The 15,150-nt window shown below is 61.2% G+C and carries 15 protein-coding genes; 6 read left to right on the forward strand and 9 right to left on the reverse strand.

From position 1 onward, the window contains the following. Positions 1–37: 37 nt before the first annotated feature. Complete coding sequence (locus LCF59_RS02635) at positions 38–1,057, reverse strand: rod shape-determining protein (protein ID WP_292285302.1); 1,020 nt, start codon at positions 1,055–1,057, stop codon at positions 38–40. Between the two features lie 517 nt (positions 1,058–1,574). Further along, on the reverse strand, positions 1,575–1,814 hold the full coding sequence (locus tag LCF59_RS02640; protein WP_292285458.1) for a CDGSH iron-sulfur domain-containing protein: 240 nt from the start codon (positions 1,812–1,814) through the stop codon (positions 1,575–1,577). Between LCF59_RS02640 and LCF59_RS02645 the strand changes: the two genes are divergently transcribed. Then, positions 1,798–2,079, forward strand: a complete 282-nt coding sequence (locus LCF59_RS02645) for a hypothetical protein (RefSeq protein WP_292285468.1) — start codon at positions 1,798–1,800, stop codon at positions 2,077–2,079. The two genes, LCF59_RS02640 and LCF59_RS02645, sit on opposite strands and share 17 nt — an antisense overlap. 463 nt (positions 2,080–2,542) lie before the next feature. Here the strand turns inward: LCF59_RS02645 and LCF59_RS02650 are convergent, their stop codons facing one another. The 7 genes from LCF59_RS02650 to LCF59_RS02680 all read right to left on the reverse strand — a co-directional run bounded on the left by LCF59_RS02650 (position 2,543) and on the right by LCF59_RS02680 (position 8,999). Next, entirely contained in the window at positions 2,543–3,529 is a 987-nt protein-coding gene (locus LCF59_RS02650; protein WP_292285304.1) for an alcohol dehydrogenase catalytic domain-containing protein, read from the reverse strand. Beyond that, complete coding sequence (locus LCF59_RS02655) at positions 3,526–4,284, reverse strand: SDR family oxidoreductase (protein WP_292285306.1); 759 nt, start codon at positions 4,282–4,284, stop codon at positions 3,526–3,528. The genes LCF59_RS02650 and LCF59_RS02655 overlap by 4 nt, the downstream gene beginning before the upstream one ends. Positions 4,285–4,287: 3 nt before the next feature. Further along, on the reverse strand, positions 4,288–5,595 hold the full coding sequence (gene hisD / locus LCF59_RS02660) for a histidinol dehydrogenase (RefSeq protein WP_292285308.1): 1,308 nt from the start codon (positions 5,593–5,595) through the stop codon (positions 4,288–4,290). 13 nt (positions 5,596–5,608) lie between these two features. Next, positions 5,609–6,940, reverse strand: coding sequence for a TRAP transporter large permease (locus LCF59_RS02665; protein ID WP_292285310.1), 1,332 nt, complete (start codon positions 6,938–6,940; stop codon positions 5,609–5,611). 12 nt (positions 6,941–6,952) lie between these two features. Further along, the gene (locus LCF59_RS02670; protein WP_292285312.1) at positions 6,953–7,468 is read right to left on the reverse strand and encodes a TRAP transporter small permease; all 516 of its coding nucleotides are present in this window, start codon (positions 7,466–7,468) and stop codon (positions 6,953–6,955) included. Between the two features lie 110 nt (positions 7,469–7,578). Next, the gene (locus tag LCF59_RS02675) at positions 7,579–8,724 is read right to left on the reverse strand and encodes a TRAP transporter substrate-binding protein (protein WP_292285314.1); all 1,146 of its coding nucleotides are present in this window, start codon (positions 8,722–8,724) and stop codon (positions 7,579–7,581) included. A gap of 41 nt (positions 8,725–8,765) precedes the next feature. Beyond that, complete coding sequence (locus LCF59_RS02680) at positions 8,766–8,999, reverse strand: hypothetical protein (RefSeq protein WP_292285316.1); 234 nt, start codon at positions 8,997–8,999, stop codon at positions 8,766–8,768. 212 nt (positions 9,000–9,211) lie between these two features. Between LCF59_RS02680 and LCF59_RS02685 the strand changes: the two genes are divergently transcribed. The 5 genes from LCF59_RS02685 (at position 9,212) to LCF59_RS02705 (ending at position 15,145) form a co-directional block, all read left to right on the forward strand. Beyond that, on the forward strand, positions 9,212–10,237 hold the full coding sequence (locus LCF59_RS02685) for a LacI family DNA-binding transcriptional regulator (RefSeq protein WP_292285318.1): 1,026 nt from the start codon (positions 9,212–9,214) through the stop codon (positions 10,235–10,237). 301 nt (positions 10,238–10,538) lie between these two features. After that, complete coding sequence (locus LCF59_RS02690) at positions 10,539–11,420, forward strand: DMT family transporter (protein WP_292285320.1); 882 nt, start codon at positions 10,539–10,541, stop codon at positions 11,418–11,420. Between the two features lie 74 nt (positions 11,421–11,494). Next, positions 11,495–12,043 carry a hypothetical protein gene (locus LCF59_RS02695; protein WP_292285322.1) on the forward strand — a complete coding sequence of 183 codons (549 nt, stop codon included), beginning with the start codon at positions 11,495–11,497 and terminating at the stop codon, positions 12,041–12,043. 401 nt (positions 12,044–12,444) lie between these two features. Further along, a complete protein-coding gene (locus LCF59_RS02700) occupies positions 12,445–13,425 on the forward strand; it encodes an ABC transporter substrate-binding protein (RefSeq protein WP_292285324.1) in 981 nt (326 codons plus the stop codon). Between the two features lies 1 nt (position 13,426). Then, positions 13,427–15,145 (forward strand): iron ABC transporter permease, encoded by a 1,719-nt coding sequence (locus LCF59_RS02705; RefSeq protein ID WP_292285326.1) that lies wholly within the window; start codon positions 13,427–13,429, stop codon positions 15,143–15,145. Positions 15,146–15,150: the final 5 nt, after the last annotated feature.

Below are 15,150 nucleotides of genomic sequence, written 5' to 3' on the forward strand. Positions count from 1 at the left end.
CGATAGACTGATAGATAGTCGACCTTGAACAAGGTGGTCAGTCATACTCAATGGCGTGAGTGAACTTTTTACCCATTGCGACGGCGCAAGCAGCACCGTAGGCAACACAATATTTTGGATTTTCTGCCACAACAACCTGGATGTTCAAACGTCTTGTGAGTTCCGTATCCAACTCTTTTAAAAGACTGCCGCCGCCAGTGAGTGTTATGCCATCTTGATAGACATCAGATGCCAAATCCGGAGGCGTTCTTTCCAGGACGCTCCTGATGCCACTTTCAATCCTATTGATCAACGGCCTCACAGCCGTGCAGTAGTCTTGCTGTTTCGTGCTCGCTGATCTAGGGACTCTATCCATGCTTCCAACGCCGGAAATTACAAGTGGCTCTGCGCAATCGACTTTATCGTGAACTGTGGCGGAGCCAATTTGAAGCTTAATTTTCTCCGCTGTTGCTCCACCTATTTTGAGGCTAAGATTCTTCTTTACGCTTTGAATCAGGGCAGAGTCAAAATGATTGCCACCAATCTTTATCGAGCTTGCTTCAACTATTCCACCAAGAGCTACAACTGCAACCTCTGTAGTACCGCCACCAATATCAACAATCATTGATCCTTTCGGTTCCAAGACTGGAAGTTTCGCGCCTAAAGCTGCGGCCATTGGCTCCTCCAGCAGTCCGGCGGAGCTTGCACCGGCGGCTTTTACGGCCTGCTGTATTGCTCTTTTTTCCACAGGCGTTGCGCCGAAAGGCACACAGACGACAGCCTTTAGTTTGAAGTGTTTGCTGCGTGGTATTGCCTTTTTGAAAAATTCTTTAATCATAGTTTCAGCGTGATCAAAGTCTGCGATCACACCATCACTTAATGGCTGGCTTGCAACAATGCTTTCGGGTGCCTTGCCAAGCATCGACTTTGCATGCTCACCCACGGCCAAGAAAGTTTTTACCCCTTTGGACACGTGAAAAGCAACAACAGACGGCTCATCTAGAATGATACCCTTTTTTGCTGTAACGATAACTGTATTGGCCGTGCCCAGATCAATGCCAATGTTATATGAAAACATGAAAATGCCTTATTTTCCATCAGCGTGCCCGCAGTTTAAGTATTGCGCAAACTATCTTAAGTATACGTCTAAATTACAAAAGAGCACCTTTGCCACGAGGCGCGATCTTTGACGTGCGGTAACGGCAAGCGGCTGTTGAAGTTTGTCAATGACTTGGCCTTGTGACGGCCTCTATTGGGAAACAGCCCGACCACCTCGCTCGGCTGCTCTGAATTCACGTCGATGTAGCGCTGAATGGTCGAGATATGGCTGCCCGGCAATTGCAGTCAGCAAGCGCGCACCTACACTCTTATTGGCCGGTCTGGTGATGTAAGAGTGTTGACCTGGATGGCGCGACGCGTCTTTCAACCCACTGCTTTGTTTATGTCCAGAAACAACTGGCACATGGTATTGGCGTAATAAGTGCCTGCCCTTCTGTCTTTCAGACAGGGGTCTGTTTGGATCGCTCAAGGATAGACCGGCTGCATCATTTGAGCGCTGCCGCGCAGCAAATGAATTTCCACGCGGAAGTTGCAGCTTACAATTTGCTGTGTGCACCGTCACATAGCGGCTGCTTGCTGCTGTGTTTACATCCGCAGAAGAACACGCGCTTGCTGGCATCTGCTGTGTACTTGACAGGAGCAATGCCACTGTCCTTGTGGCTCCCGTCGCAGAACGGCTGCTTGCTGCTTTTGCCACAAGCGCACCAGAAGTAATTTTTGCCCTCTTCAACCTCGACAGGGTATGGTGATTTTTGAACGATGATCGGTGCTGTAATGTTTCTGCCCTCGTTTGCTGGATTTATGTTGGACAAGGTAGAGTTTGCTCCGCTGTCTGCAACGCTCTCCTCCCAAATCGCGGAGACAGCGGAGCTGCACGACGGGTTAGCCGTCGTGAATAAGCGGCAAGCTTGCACAGGGTTTGGCAATCAACAAGGGAAATATTTTCTGGATGGCTTCGGACACAAGATGCGCAAACATCTGGGCGCTGAGAAATACCGCAGCTGCATCGCTGTCCTGCAGCAAGGGCTATTGTGGCGGTAAATAACCGTACCTATCTAGTGGGTACGGCAGCTTCTTTCCTCCCCCCTGAAGTTGTCAGAACTTGCAAGGCGGCGCTCATCTCCTCCCTTTGTCCGTCGCCTTCATTTTTTCCGGGACATTCGACACGAAGCAGCCTTAGCGTTTAGCTGAGCGCCTTCTTCACTTGATGCATTCGGACCTTGGTCTGTGTGATCCGAACAGCATCCTTGCGGAATTCTCCTATTCTTCCTGTACCGATCGTTCGGCTCCTTTCCTGCGCATTATGCTATCAACGGAGAGGGACCAAACCTCGACAGGGCAAGGGGTTGAACAAAACCTAAAGCCATGCTCACGGGGCGCGTGGGCCAGGAGAATGAAACCGCGTGAACCTGATCGAGCATGGGCCAGAGCCTCCAATCCGAAAATCGCTCACGCGTCGGAAATGATCCGACGACGGACGGGTTTCGACATGAATCTTTCCGGTTCAGTCTGGTTTGAGAAGGATCTTGGGAGCGGCAATCGCCCCTGAGCGGATGTCCGCGAAGGCCTGTGCGCCCTCGGACAGGGGCCTCGCCTCGGTCCAGTCGAGTTGGCCCAGACGGCCATCGAACATGGCCGCGACAGCGTCGCGAAAATCCTGTGCCGTGTAGGTATAGGTCCCGATCACAGTGATTTCCTGCAGCGTGATGCGCCGGATATCAAAGCCCGCGGAACCGCCTGCAAGACCGATGTGCAGAATCACGCCGCCCGGAGCGGCCGCTGCGGAGGCTGCCGCACGGGTCGCATCGTGGCCGACCGCATCAACCACAAGGTCGAAGAGCTGGCCCTCCACATCCTCTGGCGCACAGACACGGTAGCGACTGTGCATCGTGAGATAACTCCGGCGCAGCGGGTTGGGCTCCACCAGCGTCACGTCATCCACGTCCTGCGCGATGAGACTGATCGCAGCGGCGACGCCGATGGCACCGCCCCCGATGACCAATGCGGTCTGCCGCATATCGGCTGGCGCGGCCTCGAGCCCCAGCCGCACGGCGTGCCAGCTCACTGCGATGGGTTCGGCAAGCGCTGCTTGTTCCAGTGAAATCCCGTCGGGGACGGCCACCAGGTTGCGCTCGGGCATGGCCACGTATTGCGCGAAGGCCCCTTCGCGGGGCGGCATGGAAATGATCTGGCGCGTGGTGCAGAGATTGTCGCGCCCCGCGCGGCAAGACCGGCACGCGCCGCAGGTCACCAGCGGGTTGATGGTCACGCGCATACCATCCCGGGGCCCACCCACGATCGTGCCCGCCCCCTCATGGCCCAGGATCAGCGGCGCAGGCCGCCGGTCGTCATGGCCCAGATAGGCGTGCATGTCCGAACCGCAGATCCCGACGCTGTCGATGCGGATCAAGTGGTGATCGCCCGACGCGGCGGGACCGGGCACCTCCCGGTAGGTCAGCTTTTGGGGTCCTGTATAGATCAGCGCCTTCATTTTGCCGTGAACCCCCCATCGACCATGAGAACCTGCCCGGTGACATAGCCAGAGGCCTCGGAACAGAGAAACAGCAGCGGCCCGTCGATATCCTCGGGCTCTCCATTGCGTCCGATGCAGGTCTGCGCGGCATTGCGAGCAGCGCGCTCCGGGTCGCTGAACACGGCGGCGGTCAACTCGGTGCGGAAAAAGCCCGGACCGATGGCGTTCACATTTATCCCGTCGCGCGACCACGCCTCTGCCATGGCGCGGGTGAGTTGGCTGATCCCGCCCTTCGAGGCACCGTAACTCAGCCCTCCAGGAAAGGCGCGGTGGCTTTGCAGGGAGGCGAAATTGACGATCCGCCCCCACCCCTTGGCCTTCATCGCCGGCACCATGTGCTGAGACAGGAAGAAGGGCACGGCAAGGTTGAGGTTCATCGTGCTGTCCCACCCCTCGGGCGTGACAGCATCCGCCGTCTCGCGGGTGTTGAGGCCGGCAGCATGAACCAGAATGTCAGGCGCGCCGAAGGGGTCGGCCGCACGCGCGGCCAGATCAGCCAATCCCGCACGGTCCGCCAGATCGAAGGGGAGCGCCGCGAGGGGACCCGACGCCTCATCCCGCAAAGAGGCTAGCGCGTCGGGCCGGCGCGCAACGGCCACGACAGAGGCACCTGCCTGACTGAGCACCTGCGCCGCGCGCCGGCCAAGCCCGGAGCTGGCACCTGTGACACAGGCGACATGCCCGCTCAGATCTGTCAACGCGCTGGCCTGCATGGGTTATTCTTCCGCCGTCAGGTCGAAATTCTCGCCGGGGAAGTACTTCGCCAGCCGGATATCTGCCGTGCGGGCATGGGCCTCCATGCCCTCCAGCCGCGAAATCCGCGCTGTCGCCTGCGCCACTGGCTTCATCGCATCAGGCGTGGACCGCTGCCAGGTCACGATCTTCATGTACTTGTGGACAGACAGGCCACCAGTATATGTTGCGGCGCGCGACGTGGGCAGCACGTGGTTGGTACCCGACGCCTTGTCCCCAAAGGCCACCGTCGTCTCCTCGCCCAGAAAGAGCGATCCGTAGCAAGTCAGGCAATCGAGCCACCAATCGAGTTCCTCGGCCATGACAGTCAGGTGCTCGGGCGCGTAGTCGTCGGAGGTTGCGGCCATCTCCTCACGGTCGCCGCACAGGATCACCTCGGCATAGTCACGCCACGCGGCTGTCGCGTTCTCGCGGTTCACCTCGGGCAAGTCATCGATGAGCTGGGGAACAAGACGCATAACTTCTTCTGCGAGCGGCCGATGGTCCGTGACGACCCAGACAGGCGAGTTGTAGCCATGCTCGGCTTGTCCGACGAGGTCCGTGGCCACGACCATCGGATCGGCCGTCTTGTCCGCAAGGATCAGGCTGTCGGTCGGTCCCGCGATCATGTCGATACCGACACGTCCGAAAAGGATGCGCTTGGCCTCGGCCACGAACTGGTTGCCGGGGCCGACCAGGATGTTGGCGGCTGGCAGGCCGAACAGGCCGAAGGTCATGGCGGCCACGCCCTGAACCCCGCCCATCGCCATGATCTTGTCGGCGCCGCAGACATGCGCGGCATAGACGATCGCCGGTGCGATACCCACGCCTGGACGGGGCGGCGAACACGCCACGATGTGCCTGCAACCTGCCACCTTGGCCGTGGTCACTGTCATGATGGCCGACGCGATATGGCTGTAGCGCCCGCCGGGCACGTAGCAGCCCGCCGCATCCACGGGGATTGTCTTCTGTCCGGCAATCAGCCCGGGCACGACTTCGACCTCCACATTGGCCAAGGTCGCCTTCTGTGCCTCGGCAAACCGCTTGACATTGGCATGGCTGAATTCGATGTCGCGCTTGATCTTCTCGGGCACCAGCGCGGCGGCATGCGCGATTTCCTCGGGTGTCAGAATGACATTGCCCGCGTACTGGTCGAACTTGGCAGCATATTCGAGCGCCTTGGCATCACCACCGGCTTCGATGTCGTCCAGTATACCCTTTACCGTTTCACTCACATCGGAGGCACCGCTTGTCGCAGTCAGGGAGGCTCTCTTGAGATATTCGCGTGTCATGGAATTATGCGTCCTATCGGTAGATATCGGGAAGGAGGGACGTAGAAAAGACCGGGATATAGGCGATCATCAGCGTCACGATCAACATGAAGAAGACGAACGGGATCGCGCGGTAGGCGATCTTGAGGATCGACTCACCGGTTATGCCCGATACAACGAAGAGGTTGAGACCCAGAGGCGGCGTGATGAATCCCACACCCAGGGCCGTGATCATCATGACGCAGAACTGAATCTGGTTCATCTCGATCTCCTGCGCCAGCGGGTAGAGGATCGGCGCGAGGATCACGATGTTCGGTGTCGTCTCCATCACGCAGCCCGCCGCCACAAGGATAAGAACCATGATCGCAATGAGCATGTATTCGTTGCTGGTCATCGAGGTCATCACGCCGACAAACCCCTGCGGCACACCGATGATGGCCAGCGCCTCGGCCAGCGGGATCGAGAAGGCGATGATCGGCAGGATCACCCCGTTGACCTTGGCCGAACCCACCAGCATGGCAGGGAAGTCGGAGAGCTTCAGCGTGCCGATGATGAAGCCGATGGCGATGGTCACGACGACGGCCACGGCCCCTGCTTCGGTCGGCGTCAGCCGGCCCGAGAAAATCCCGTAGAAGATGATACCGGGCACGAGAAACGCATACCAGCCGGATGCGATCGTCCGCCAAAGGTTGGCCCGCCATTCCGCCGGCGTCATGATACCGCCGCCTTCCCAGGCGTTGAGCCGGTTCATGACCACGTTGGTCACAAGGATCGACACGAGGATCAGAATGCCCGGGATCACGGCGGCGAGAAACAGCGTGGAAACCGCGATACCCAGCACGAGGCCGATGATGATGTAGGCGATGGACGGCGGGATGAGGATACCGGTACAGGCACCCGCAGCCACGAGCGCGCAGGCGTAGGGGCGCGGATAGCCGGATTCCACAAGGCGGTCGATCGTCATGCGGCCCACGGCGGCGGCCCCAGCCGCATCCGAGCCGGAGATTGCCGCGAACATGCCGCACACCAGTACCGTGGCCGCCCCGAAGCCGCCCCTGGCCCAGCAGGTCAGCGCCTCGGCCACATCGAGAAACTTGCGCGAGAGCCCCGTTCGCACGAGCACGTCGCCTGTCAGGATGAAGAGCGGAACGGCGGTCAGTGCGAAAGCGTCGATCCCGGAGAAGAGCTTTTCACCCAGAAGGCTGAGCGGCAGCGCCCCAGACCAGACGAGCATGAGGACCGTGGCCGCGCCGATGGCGGCCCAGACAGGCACGGCCAATGCCACGAGCACCACGAAGAGGATGACGGAGGCGTAGAAATCCCAGCCCAGTTCCAGTACCGGTGCGCCAACCTGTTGCCACAGCATGAGCCAGCCCCCTCAATCGAACAGTTTGTTGCCTTCGTAGACGGGACGGCCCGCTCGAAGGTCGGAAAGGTCGCGAAGAAAGCTCTGTACCAGCCGCAGGATCATGAGAAAGAAGCCGATGGGCACAGCCATGAGAAACCAGACCTGGCTGATCCGCAGCCCGTGCGTCACCGAGTTGAATTTCCACGAAACATGCACCGACTCGAACGACCAGTAGAGCGCGATGCAGGCAACGACGAACATGACGATGTCGCCGAAAATGTAGAGCAGCGTCTTTGCCTTCCGAGGCACGTAATGCATCAGCACGTCGATACGGATATGACCGCGCACCTTGACCGCGGCCGCCGCGCCGATCCAGGCAAGGTAGATGAAAGAGTAGCGGACAATTTCTTCGCCCCAGATCGAAGAGTAGGAGAAGACCTCCCGCCGAATGACCTCGATGAACATCGTGCCCACGAGCATCACGTAGAAGACAAGCAGGAGCCAGCGCTCCGCGTTCTCGTCGATGGCTTTGAAGATCTTTGACATGACGCTCTCCAGTGCGGACAACCAAAGCCCGATGCGGCCAGGCTGAGACCCGTCGCGAGTTTGGAAAGAAGGCGTGCGCCGGCGCAGGGGCTGCGCCGGCGACCGGGGGTTTACGCGTCGTGCACGTAGTAGCGACCAAGGGTGCCGGCGGCTTCCTCGAGTTTCGCGAATGTCTCCATCGAGCCCGCGAGATCGGTCTTGAAGTCGTCCCATTCACTGTTCTGGTAGCCGCCCGCGTCCTGCCATTCCGCCAGTTGGTCGTCACTGAGCGAGTGGAACTCCACGCCATTGGCAATCAGTTGCGACATGGCATAGGACCGGGACGAAGGCACCTTCGCGAGGTTTTGTTGCTGGGTCACCTCCCCGGCGAATTCGATGCCTTCCCTGACATCCACCGGCAGGCCCTCGAACCATTCGAGGTTGATCGAGTAGACCTGACTATCCGGCACGGCCTGCGTGAATGTCACGTGGCTCAGGATTTCGCCAAAGCCGAAGACATGCAGCGCGCCGACCGACGGGTCGAGCGCGTCTGCCACGCCCTGACGGATCGCCGAGGGCGTCTCGCCCCAGGCTACCGGCGTCGGGTTCGCGCCGACCATGCCGTAGTATTGCTGGAGCATCTTGGAGCCCGGCACGCGGAACTTGACGCCCGACATGTCACCCGGCGTGAGGATCGCATCACCCCCCTGGCGCACCGCGACAACGCGCGGGTCGATCACGATATACATGAGCGCCTTGAAACCGGATGCGCCGATCTTGGGATCGACCTCGGCCTTCCAGGTGTCCGAGCTTGTCAGGTTCGTGAACCGCTGGTTCGAGCCGCAGAAATACGGCAGGTTGATCAGGTCCACGACAGGCGCGAAGGGCGCAAAGTTCGACAGCGAGTGCTGCGCGCACTGGATCGTGCCGCCTTGTACCGCTTGTGCAAGCGCGCCACCGGCACCCAGCTGCCCCCCTGGTGCCAGCTTCACATAAACTTTGCCATTGGTCATGTTCTGGATGTTTTCCTTCAAATCCAGCTGCATGATCGGATAGCTGCGTGTCGCGCCCAGAACATAGGCGGTGGCAAGCGTCATGACATGGTCGGCGGCGGCTTCGCGATCGCGCTCTTCGGCCGCGGTCTGTGCGACGGCCTGATCAGACCAGAGCACACCGGCGGCCCCGGCCATCATGGCGGCGGTGAACCCACCCGACGCCGTCAATTTCAGAAAATTCCGACGCCCGACCGAAGCCAGCTGTTGTTCCGATTTATCCATGTCTAGTCCTCCCTTTGGATCATTTTGCCGTTAGATCGGCCTTACCGCATATCCGTGTTGATGGACGGGCCTTCTGCCGGGTCCGTCTCATCCGCCTCCTTGCGGGTCTTCTCGCGGGCCTCGCTCCTGAGAATGCCCACCGAGTACGCGACCGCCGCCGCAAGCAGGATCACCATCTCGGCCACATTGCCTACGGCGGGTGCATTCCCCAACGCGCTGACGGTCACATTCACGGTGAACATTGCAACCAGAACAAGCGCAACAATGTACGGCATTTCCCCTCCCTGCCGCCCGAAATTCCGGCGAATCAAGAAAAAAGTAAGCGCTTACATATTTTCATGCAAGCCCTTTCATCCGGCTTCCAAAACATACGGGAGTCCGTTATTGATAGCGGTGATCGTTGCCTGCGGGACCGAACAGTGGCAGCACCTTCGCCCCACTCGCCCCCCGAAAGGCACCTCGAGGCTGCAAGGAAAGCACCTGCTCCATGGCCGTTTCACCGACCGGACCCACCATTCCCACACTGGCCGACGTTGCCCGGCGCGCGGATGTGTCGACGGCAACCGTCTCGCGCTGCCTCAACTCACCCGATCTGGTATCGGGCGCAACGCGGGAGCGGGTGCTCAAGGCCGTTTCAGACCTTGGCTACGCTCCGAATTTCGGGGCCCGCGCCTTGGCGGCCAAACAGACGAACACGGTAGGTGCTGTCATTCCCACGATGGAAAACGCCGTCTTCGCCCGGGGCATCCAGGCGTTTCAGGAAGAATTGGGACGCCACGGGAAAACGCTTCTCATTTCCTCCTCCGCATACCAGGCCTGTTTGGAAGAGGAACAGGTGCGCGCGCTGGTGGCCCGCGGTGCCGATGGCCTTCTGCTCATCGGGTACGACAGGAGCCCGGAGCTCTATGACTTCCTGTCGCAGCGCGCCGTACCGAAGCTTATCGCATGGTCCTATTCGAAACAGAAGGATCACCCCGCCATCGGCTTTGACAACCGCGCGGCCATGGGGGACCTCGCCCGTCTCGTGATCGGTAAAGGCCACCGCAACATCGCCTGTATCACGGCGCCGACCGCATCCAATGACCGCGCTCGCGGCCGGGTCGAGGGCATTCGCCAGGTCATGTCAGAAGCGGGTTTGCCGGTCGACGCGATGACATTGATCGAGACGCCCTACGGAATCGAGCGAGGTGAAATCGCATTCAGGCAGGTAATGGCTTCGGCCCCTGAAACCACCGCGGTCATGTGCGTCAACGATGTTCTGGCCATCGGGGCCCTCCGCGCGGCGCGTGACATGGGTCTCGACGTGCCGGGTGATGTGTCGATCACCGGCTTTGACGATATCGAGATCGCCATGCTGGCCGAACCAGCACTGACCACCGTGCATGTGCCCCACCGCGAAATGGGGCGCCGCGCGGCAGAAATGTTGATCGAGATGCTGCGTGAGAGAACCTCCCCGGCCAGCGTCAAGCTGCCGACCGATATCCGCTTGCGCCGCTCGCTCGGCAGCGTGTGAATCCCCGGGTCGGTTGCCACTGAAGGTGGCTCTGAAGGACGTAGGCCCGCTTTTCAGGGCGCGCGCGGCTGCGCTGCGATCTCCTCGGGGCGCCCGCATCCAGCAACGCCCGGCACAGCGCACGAGAAGCCGGTCACAAGTGGAAAAGATCAACCGCAAATCGTTGGTGATGAAGACCAGCCCCATGCTCTACCCGTTGGCTCTCAAGGCCCGGAGACGCGGGGCATGGAACACGACAGGCTCGTATCCATCCGGTGTATCTGATAGCCCGGTCAGGCCAATTATCTGATATGGAACCGGAATGCGCACTCTCGCTGCCTTGAACGCCCGCGAAACACCGCTGGCAATCCTGACCATCTGCGCCGGCGTGGCGTTTCTGGTGATCAACGATGCGATCGCCAAGCTTCTGACCGATCGCTACACGCCGATTCAGATCGTGTTCTTGCGCAATCTGATCGCGGTCCCGATTATCGGTGCCGTGATACTGACCGCCTTCGGCACAGCCAGCCTGCGCACAAGGCACCTTCGATTGCATGCCCTGCGCGGGGCGCTGATGGTCGCGGGCGCTGCGCTGTATTTCACGGCGTTGATCTATATGCCCCTGGCCGAGGCAACGGCACTGGTCTTTTCGGCCCCGATCTTCATAACCGCGCTTTCGGTGCCACTTCTGGGCGAGCATGTCGGTTGGCGGCGCTGGGGCGCCGTGCTTCTGGGGTTCGTCGGTGTTCTCGTGGTTGTGCGCCCCGGCAGCGCTGCGTTCCAGTTGTCCGCCATTCTGCCAGTCGGAACGGCACTGTGCTATGCCGTCTTCATGATCAGTGCGCGTTGGATCGACCGCGCCGAAAGGCTTTGGACCATGATGCTCTTCGCCATGCTGTTTCCAATGATTTACGCAGCGCCCTTTGCCGTCATGAACTGGAGCCCGGTTCAGCAGGGCGATCTCGGGCTGTTCGTCGGGATCGCCGTCTCGGGAAGCCTTGGCCTCGCGCTGATCGGACAAGCCTTTCGCATGGCGCCCGCCGCTATCGTTGCCCCGTTCGACTACACGGCGCTGATATGGGCCACCGGATTGGGTTGGCTGATCTGGGGCGACATTCCAATGGCCTGGACAATATCGGGGGCGGCCATCATCGCTGCCAGCGGGATCATCATAATACGGCGCGAGGCAAGACAGGCGTCCTAGGGTCTGGAACCTGAGCACGAAGGCGACAGCCCGGATGAAGAAAAACCGCTGCAACGCAGGGCATGCCTGCCAGAGTGCGGACAAGACCGATCGCGTTCTGGCCAATGGCACGGCTCGGTTCCTCGGCGCGCAACGTCAAGACCCAAGAGACATATCTGCTGGCGCGGATCACCGCGCGCATCATCCACCGGCATGCCGAAATAGAGATGTCGGCGCGCCGAAAACCTGATAGGACCGCCCCCATGTTTCGCCTTTTCGACATGCTGGGTCCCTCTGCCGCCATCCGCGCCCTTGATGACGCGCTCCGAGGATCCGGCGTGCATCCGCTACTTGTGCCGGAGCCCGTCAAGCTGACCGTGATAAGGCTCAACACGCGGGAGGACGGCCCCAGGAATCAGGACGTGGCTTTCGCCGAGGCCTCACAGTTGCTGGCCTATTGCATGCTCGGGCATGAACAGTTTGCGACCAGCAACAGCTCGCAGGATGCCGATCGCATCGACACCCGCGTGGAAGCCGCACTAGATGACGGTGACACGCTGGACGCAAAGCTGATCCTTTTGGCACTGCACGCCGGGCTGATCGCGCCGGAGATCGCAGATCGGATCGATCTCGACGATGTCTGAGTTCAAGCAGGCGGCAATACCTTAGACAGTCCCTTTGATCACCGCTTTCCGCGACGTGATCGCATGATCCAGTTTCCTGTAAAGCGTTCCGACGATCATGCCACGCGCATCTCGCCTCGATTTTCGCATTTCTGCCATTCGTGCATCTTGCGGCATGTGGAGTGGTCGAGCGACGGCAAGCCAGATTTTCCCACCGATTGCCACGACCCGCCATTGAACCGGGATCGGGGTCTGGACCGACCAATTTCCGCTGTCCCGTTGCCCCAAGGGTTCGGGACGCCTTTTCCAACTCAATCGACAGGTTTTGGCATTGAACGGGCTTGCGCCGACATTCAAGAAAACGACACATGCAGGATCTAAACAGGCGCCACTGAGACCCATGAAAAGAGGAAGCCACCATCATGACCCGTATGTTTTCCGTCGCTGCCCTTGCAGCCGTCGTCGGCGCGCCGCTGGCGGCACAGGACGTCTCCGGCACACTGACGCTCTATACCTCGCAGCCCAATGCTGACGCGCAAGCGACGGTCGATGCCTTCCAGGCCGCCCATCCCGACGTCGAGGTCGAGTGGTTCCGCGACGGCACCACCCGCGTGATGGCCAAGCTGCGCGCTGAATTCGAAGCGGGCAACGCGCAGCCCGACGTTCTTCTGATCGCCGACATGGTCACGATGGAGGGGCTCGAGGCTGAGGGCCGCCTGATGGCCTATCCCGAGGCCGACATTTCCGCCTACGACCCGGCGATCATGGATGATGAGGGGCACTACTTCTCGACCAAGCTGATCACCACCGGCATCGTCTACAACACCGCCGCCGAGATGATCCCGTCGAGCTATCTCGACCTGCTCAAGCCCGAAGCGCAGGGCCAGATCGCCATGCCCTCGCCGCTCACTTCGGGGGCCGCGACCATCCACATGGCCGCGCTGACGGCGCATCCCGATCTGGGGTGGGACCTCTATGAAGGCCTCGCCGATCAGGGCGCCATCCCCGAGGGTGGCAACGGCGGCACCTACAGGGCCGTGGCGGGCGGTGAAAAGCTCTACGGCTTCGTCGTGGACTTCCTGCCGATCCGCAACAAGCTGGACGGTGCACCAGTCGAATTCGTCTTCCCCGAGGAAGGCGTGTCAGCGGTGACTGAGCCTGCGGCGATCCTGTCCACCGCCCGCAATCCCGACGCGGCGAAAGCCTTCATCGACTTTCTGCTGTCGCCCGAGGGCCAGCAACTGGCGGCCGATCAGGGCTACTTGCCGGCGCATCCGGCGATCACGCCGCCCGAAGGCTTTCCGCCGCGCAACGAGATCAAGCTGATCGACTTCGACCCGGCGCAGGCACTGGCAAACGACATGGAGAACAAGCAGCGCTTCATTGACATCTTCGGAGGCTGACATGGCGCGGCCACGCGCGCTTTTTGACATGCGGCGCGGCGAAGGGGTGACCCTCGCCGCGCTGGTGCTTTTCGGGCTGGCGCTCTTCGTCTTCCCGCTGGGACTGCTGCTGCGGGTCGGGCTGAGCGAGGGGGGCGTTCCCGGTCTCGGACCCCTGGTGGACGCGCTTGGCAGCCGGTCGGTGCAGCGTGCAGCCTGGAACAGCCTTGAATCCTCGGCCGTCTCCGCGCTTGTGGCAACGCTGATCGGCACCGTGCTGGCATTGGTGATGGGCCTGACGGATGTGCGGCGCAAGGGCGTGTGGGTGTTCCTGCTGTTGTTGCCGATGATGATCCCGCCGCAGGTCACCGCAATCGCCTGGGTTCAGGCGCTCGGCCCCGGCAGCCCGGTGCTCACCACGCTGGGGATCGCCCCGCCGGCGGGCAGCCCACATCCGCTCCATACCCCGTTCGGCGTGATGCTCCTGCTGACGGTCCAGCACATGCCGCTGGTTTTCCTCGTTGTCCTCGCCGCGCTCAAGAGCCTGCCGCGCGAGATGGTCGAGGCCGCGCGCATCGCCGGCGCAAGGCCCGTCCGGCTGCTGCGGCGTATCCTGCTGCCGCTTCTGGCGCCGACGCTTGTCGCGGGTTTCATGCTGGCCTTTGTCTCGGCGCTGGGAAATTTCGGAATACAGGCGATCCTTGGCATTCCGGCGCGCTACACCACCCTGCCCGTGCTGATCTGGCGCCGCCTGTCCAGCTTCGGGCCAAGCGTGCTGACCGACATGGCGGTCATCGCCATCATTCTTGCTGCCGTGGCCTGCCTCGCCATCGCGGTGCAGATGTGGCTGGCGCGTCGGATGCGCGCGCAGGTGACCGGCCCGCCACAGCCCCCCCTTCAGATCATGTTGGGCCGGGGACGGCCGCTGGTTGCGGGCGCACTGTTCGTCTACGTGGCGGCCACGCTGCTGCTGCCTCTGGCGGCGCTCACGGCGACGGCTTTGGTGCGCACATACGGATTGCCGCTGACACCCGACACCATGACCCTGTCGAACTTTGCAGAAATCCTGTTCCGGCAAGCCTCGACCTTGCGCGCTTTCTTGAACTCGACGCTGACGGCGGGTGCCGCAGCGGCGGTACTGGCGGGCGTGTCGGTGCTGATCGCGTATTTCCTGGGCCGCGCGGCCTGGCTGCCCCGGCGCGTCGGCACGGCTTTCGCGACCTTGGCCGATCTGGGCTACGCCATCCCGGGGCTGGTGATCTCGGTGGCGTTCATCCTGGCCTTCATCCGGCCGCTGCCAGTGATCGGCCTGTCGCTTTACAACACGCTCGGCATCATCTTTCTTGCCTACCTGACGGCCTTCCTGTCGATCGCGCTCAAACCTGTAACGGCCGCCTTCGGGCAGCTCGACCCGGCGCTCGACGATGCGGCCCGGGTGTCGGGGGCCCGCTTCGGACAGCGGATCCGGCGGATCTTCGGCCCGCTTCTTGCGCCTGCGGCGGCGTCTGGCGCAATCCTGATGTTCCTTACCGCTTATAACGAAGTCACGGTGTCGGCGCTGCTGTGGTCGACCGGCAACGAGACAATCGGAACGACGATCTTCAACTACGAGGATGGCGGCTATACCACGCTCGCGGCGGCGATGTCCTGCATCACGGTCCTGGCGACGGTGGGTCTGATGCTGGCGCTTGACCGGGCTGGCCGGCACCTGCCATCCGGCGTGGTGCCTTGGCGGCTCTGAACTAG

Source organism: Marivita sp. (genome assembly GCF_020055675.1).
Taxonomy (GTDB): Bacteria; Pseudomonadota; Alphaproteobacteria; order Rhodobacterales; family Rhodobacteraceae; genus Marivita.

Excerpts from the sequence above, each read along its gene's own strand:
- LCF59_RS02685 (WP_292285318.1), top strand. The coding sequence starts at position 9,212 with ATGGCCGTTTCACCGACCGGACCCACCATTCCCACACTGGCCGACGTT.
- LCF59_RS02675 (WP_292285314.1), bottom strand. The coding sequence starts at position 8,724 with ATGGATAAATCGGAACAACAGCTGGCTTCGGTCGGGCGTCGGAATTTT.
- LCF59_RS02670 (WP_292285312.1), bottom strand. The coding sequence starts at position 7,468 with ATGTCAAAGATCTTCAAAGCCATCGACGAGAACGCGGAGCGCTGGCTC.
- hisD (WP_292285308.1), bottom strand. The coding sequence starts at position 5,595 with ATGACACGCGAATATCTCAAGAGAGCCTCCCTGACTGCGACAAGCGGT.
- LCF59_RS02705 (WP_292285326.1), top strand. The coding sequence starts at position 13,427 with ATGGCGCGGCCACGCGCGCTTTTTGACATGCGGCGCGGCGAAGGGGTG.
- LCF59_RS02700 (WP_292285324.1), top strand. The coding sequence starts at position 12,445 with ATGACCCGTATGTTTTCCGTCGCTGCCCTTGCAGCCGTCGTCGGCGCG.
- LCF59_RS02655 (WP_292285306.1), bottom strand. The coding sequence starts at position 4,284 with ATGCAGGCCAGCGCGTTGACAGATCTGAGCGGGCATGTCGCCTGTGTC.
- LCF59_RS02680 (WP_292285316.1), bottom strand. The coding sequence starts at position 8,999 with ATGCCGTACATTGTTGCGCTTGTTCTGGTTGCAATGTTCACCGTGAAT.
- LCF59_RS02645 (WP_292285468.1), top strand. The coding sequence starts at position 1,798 with ATGATCGGTGCTGTAATGTTTCTGCCCTCGTTTGCTGGATTTATGTTG.
- LCF59_RS02665 (WP_292285310.1), bottom strand. The coding sequence starts at position 6,940 with ATGCTGTGGCAACAGGTTGGCGCACCGGTACTGGAACTGGGCTGGGAT.
- LCF59_RS02690 (WP_292285320.1), top strand. The coding sequence starts at position 10,539 with ATGCGCACTCTCGCTGCCTTGAACGCCCGCGAAACACCGCTGGCAATC.
- LCF59_RS02635 (WP_292285302.1), bottom strand. The coding sequence starts at position 1,057 with ATGTTTTCATATAACATTGGCATTGATCTGGGCACGGCCAATACAGTT.
- LCF59_RS02650 (WP_292285304.1), bottom strand. The coding sequence starts at position 3,529 with ATGAAGGCGCTGATCTATACAGGACCCCAAAAGCTGACCTACCGGGAG.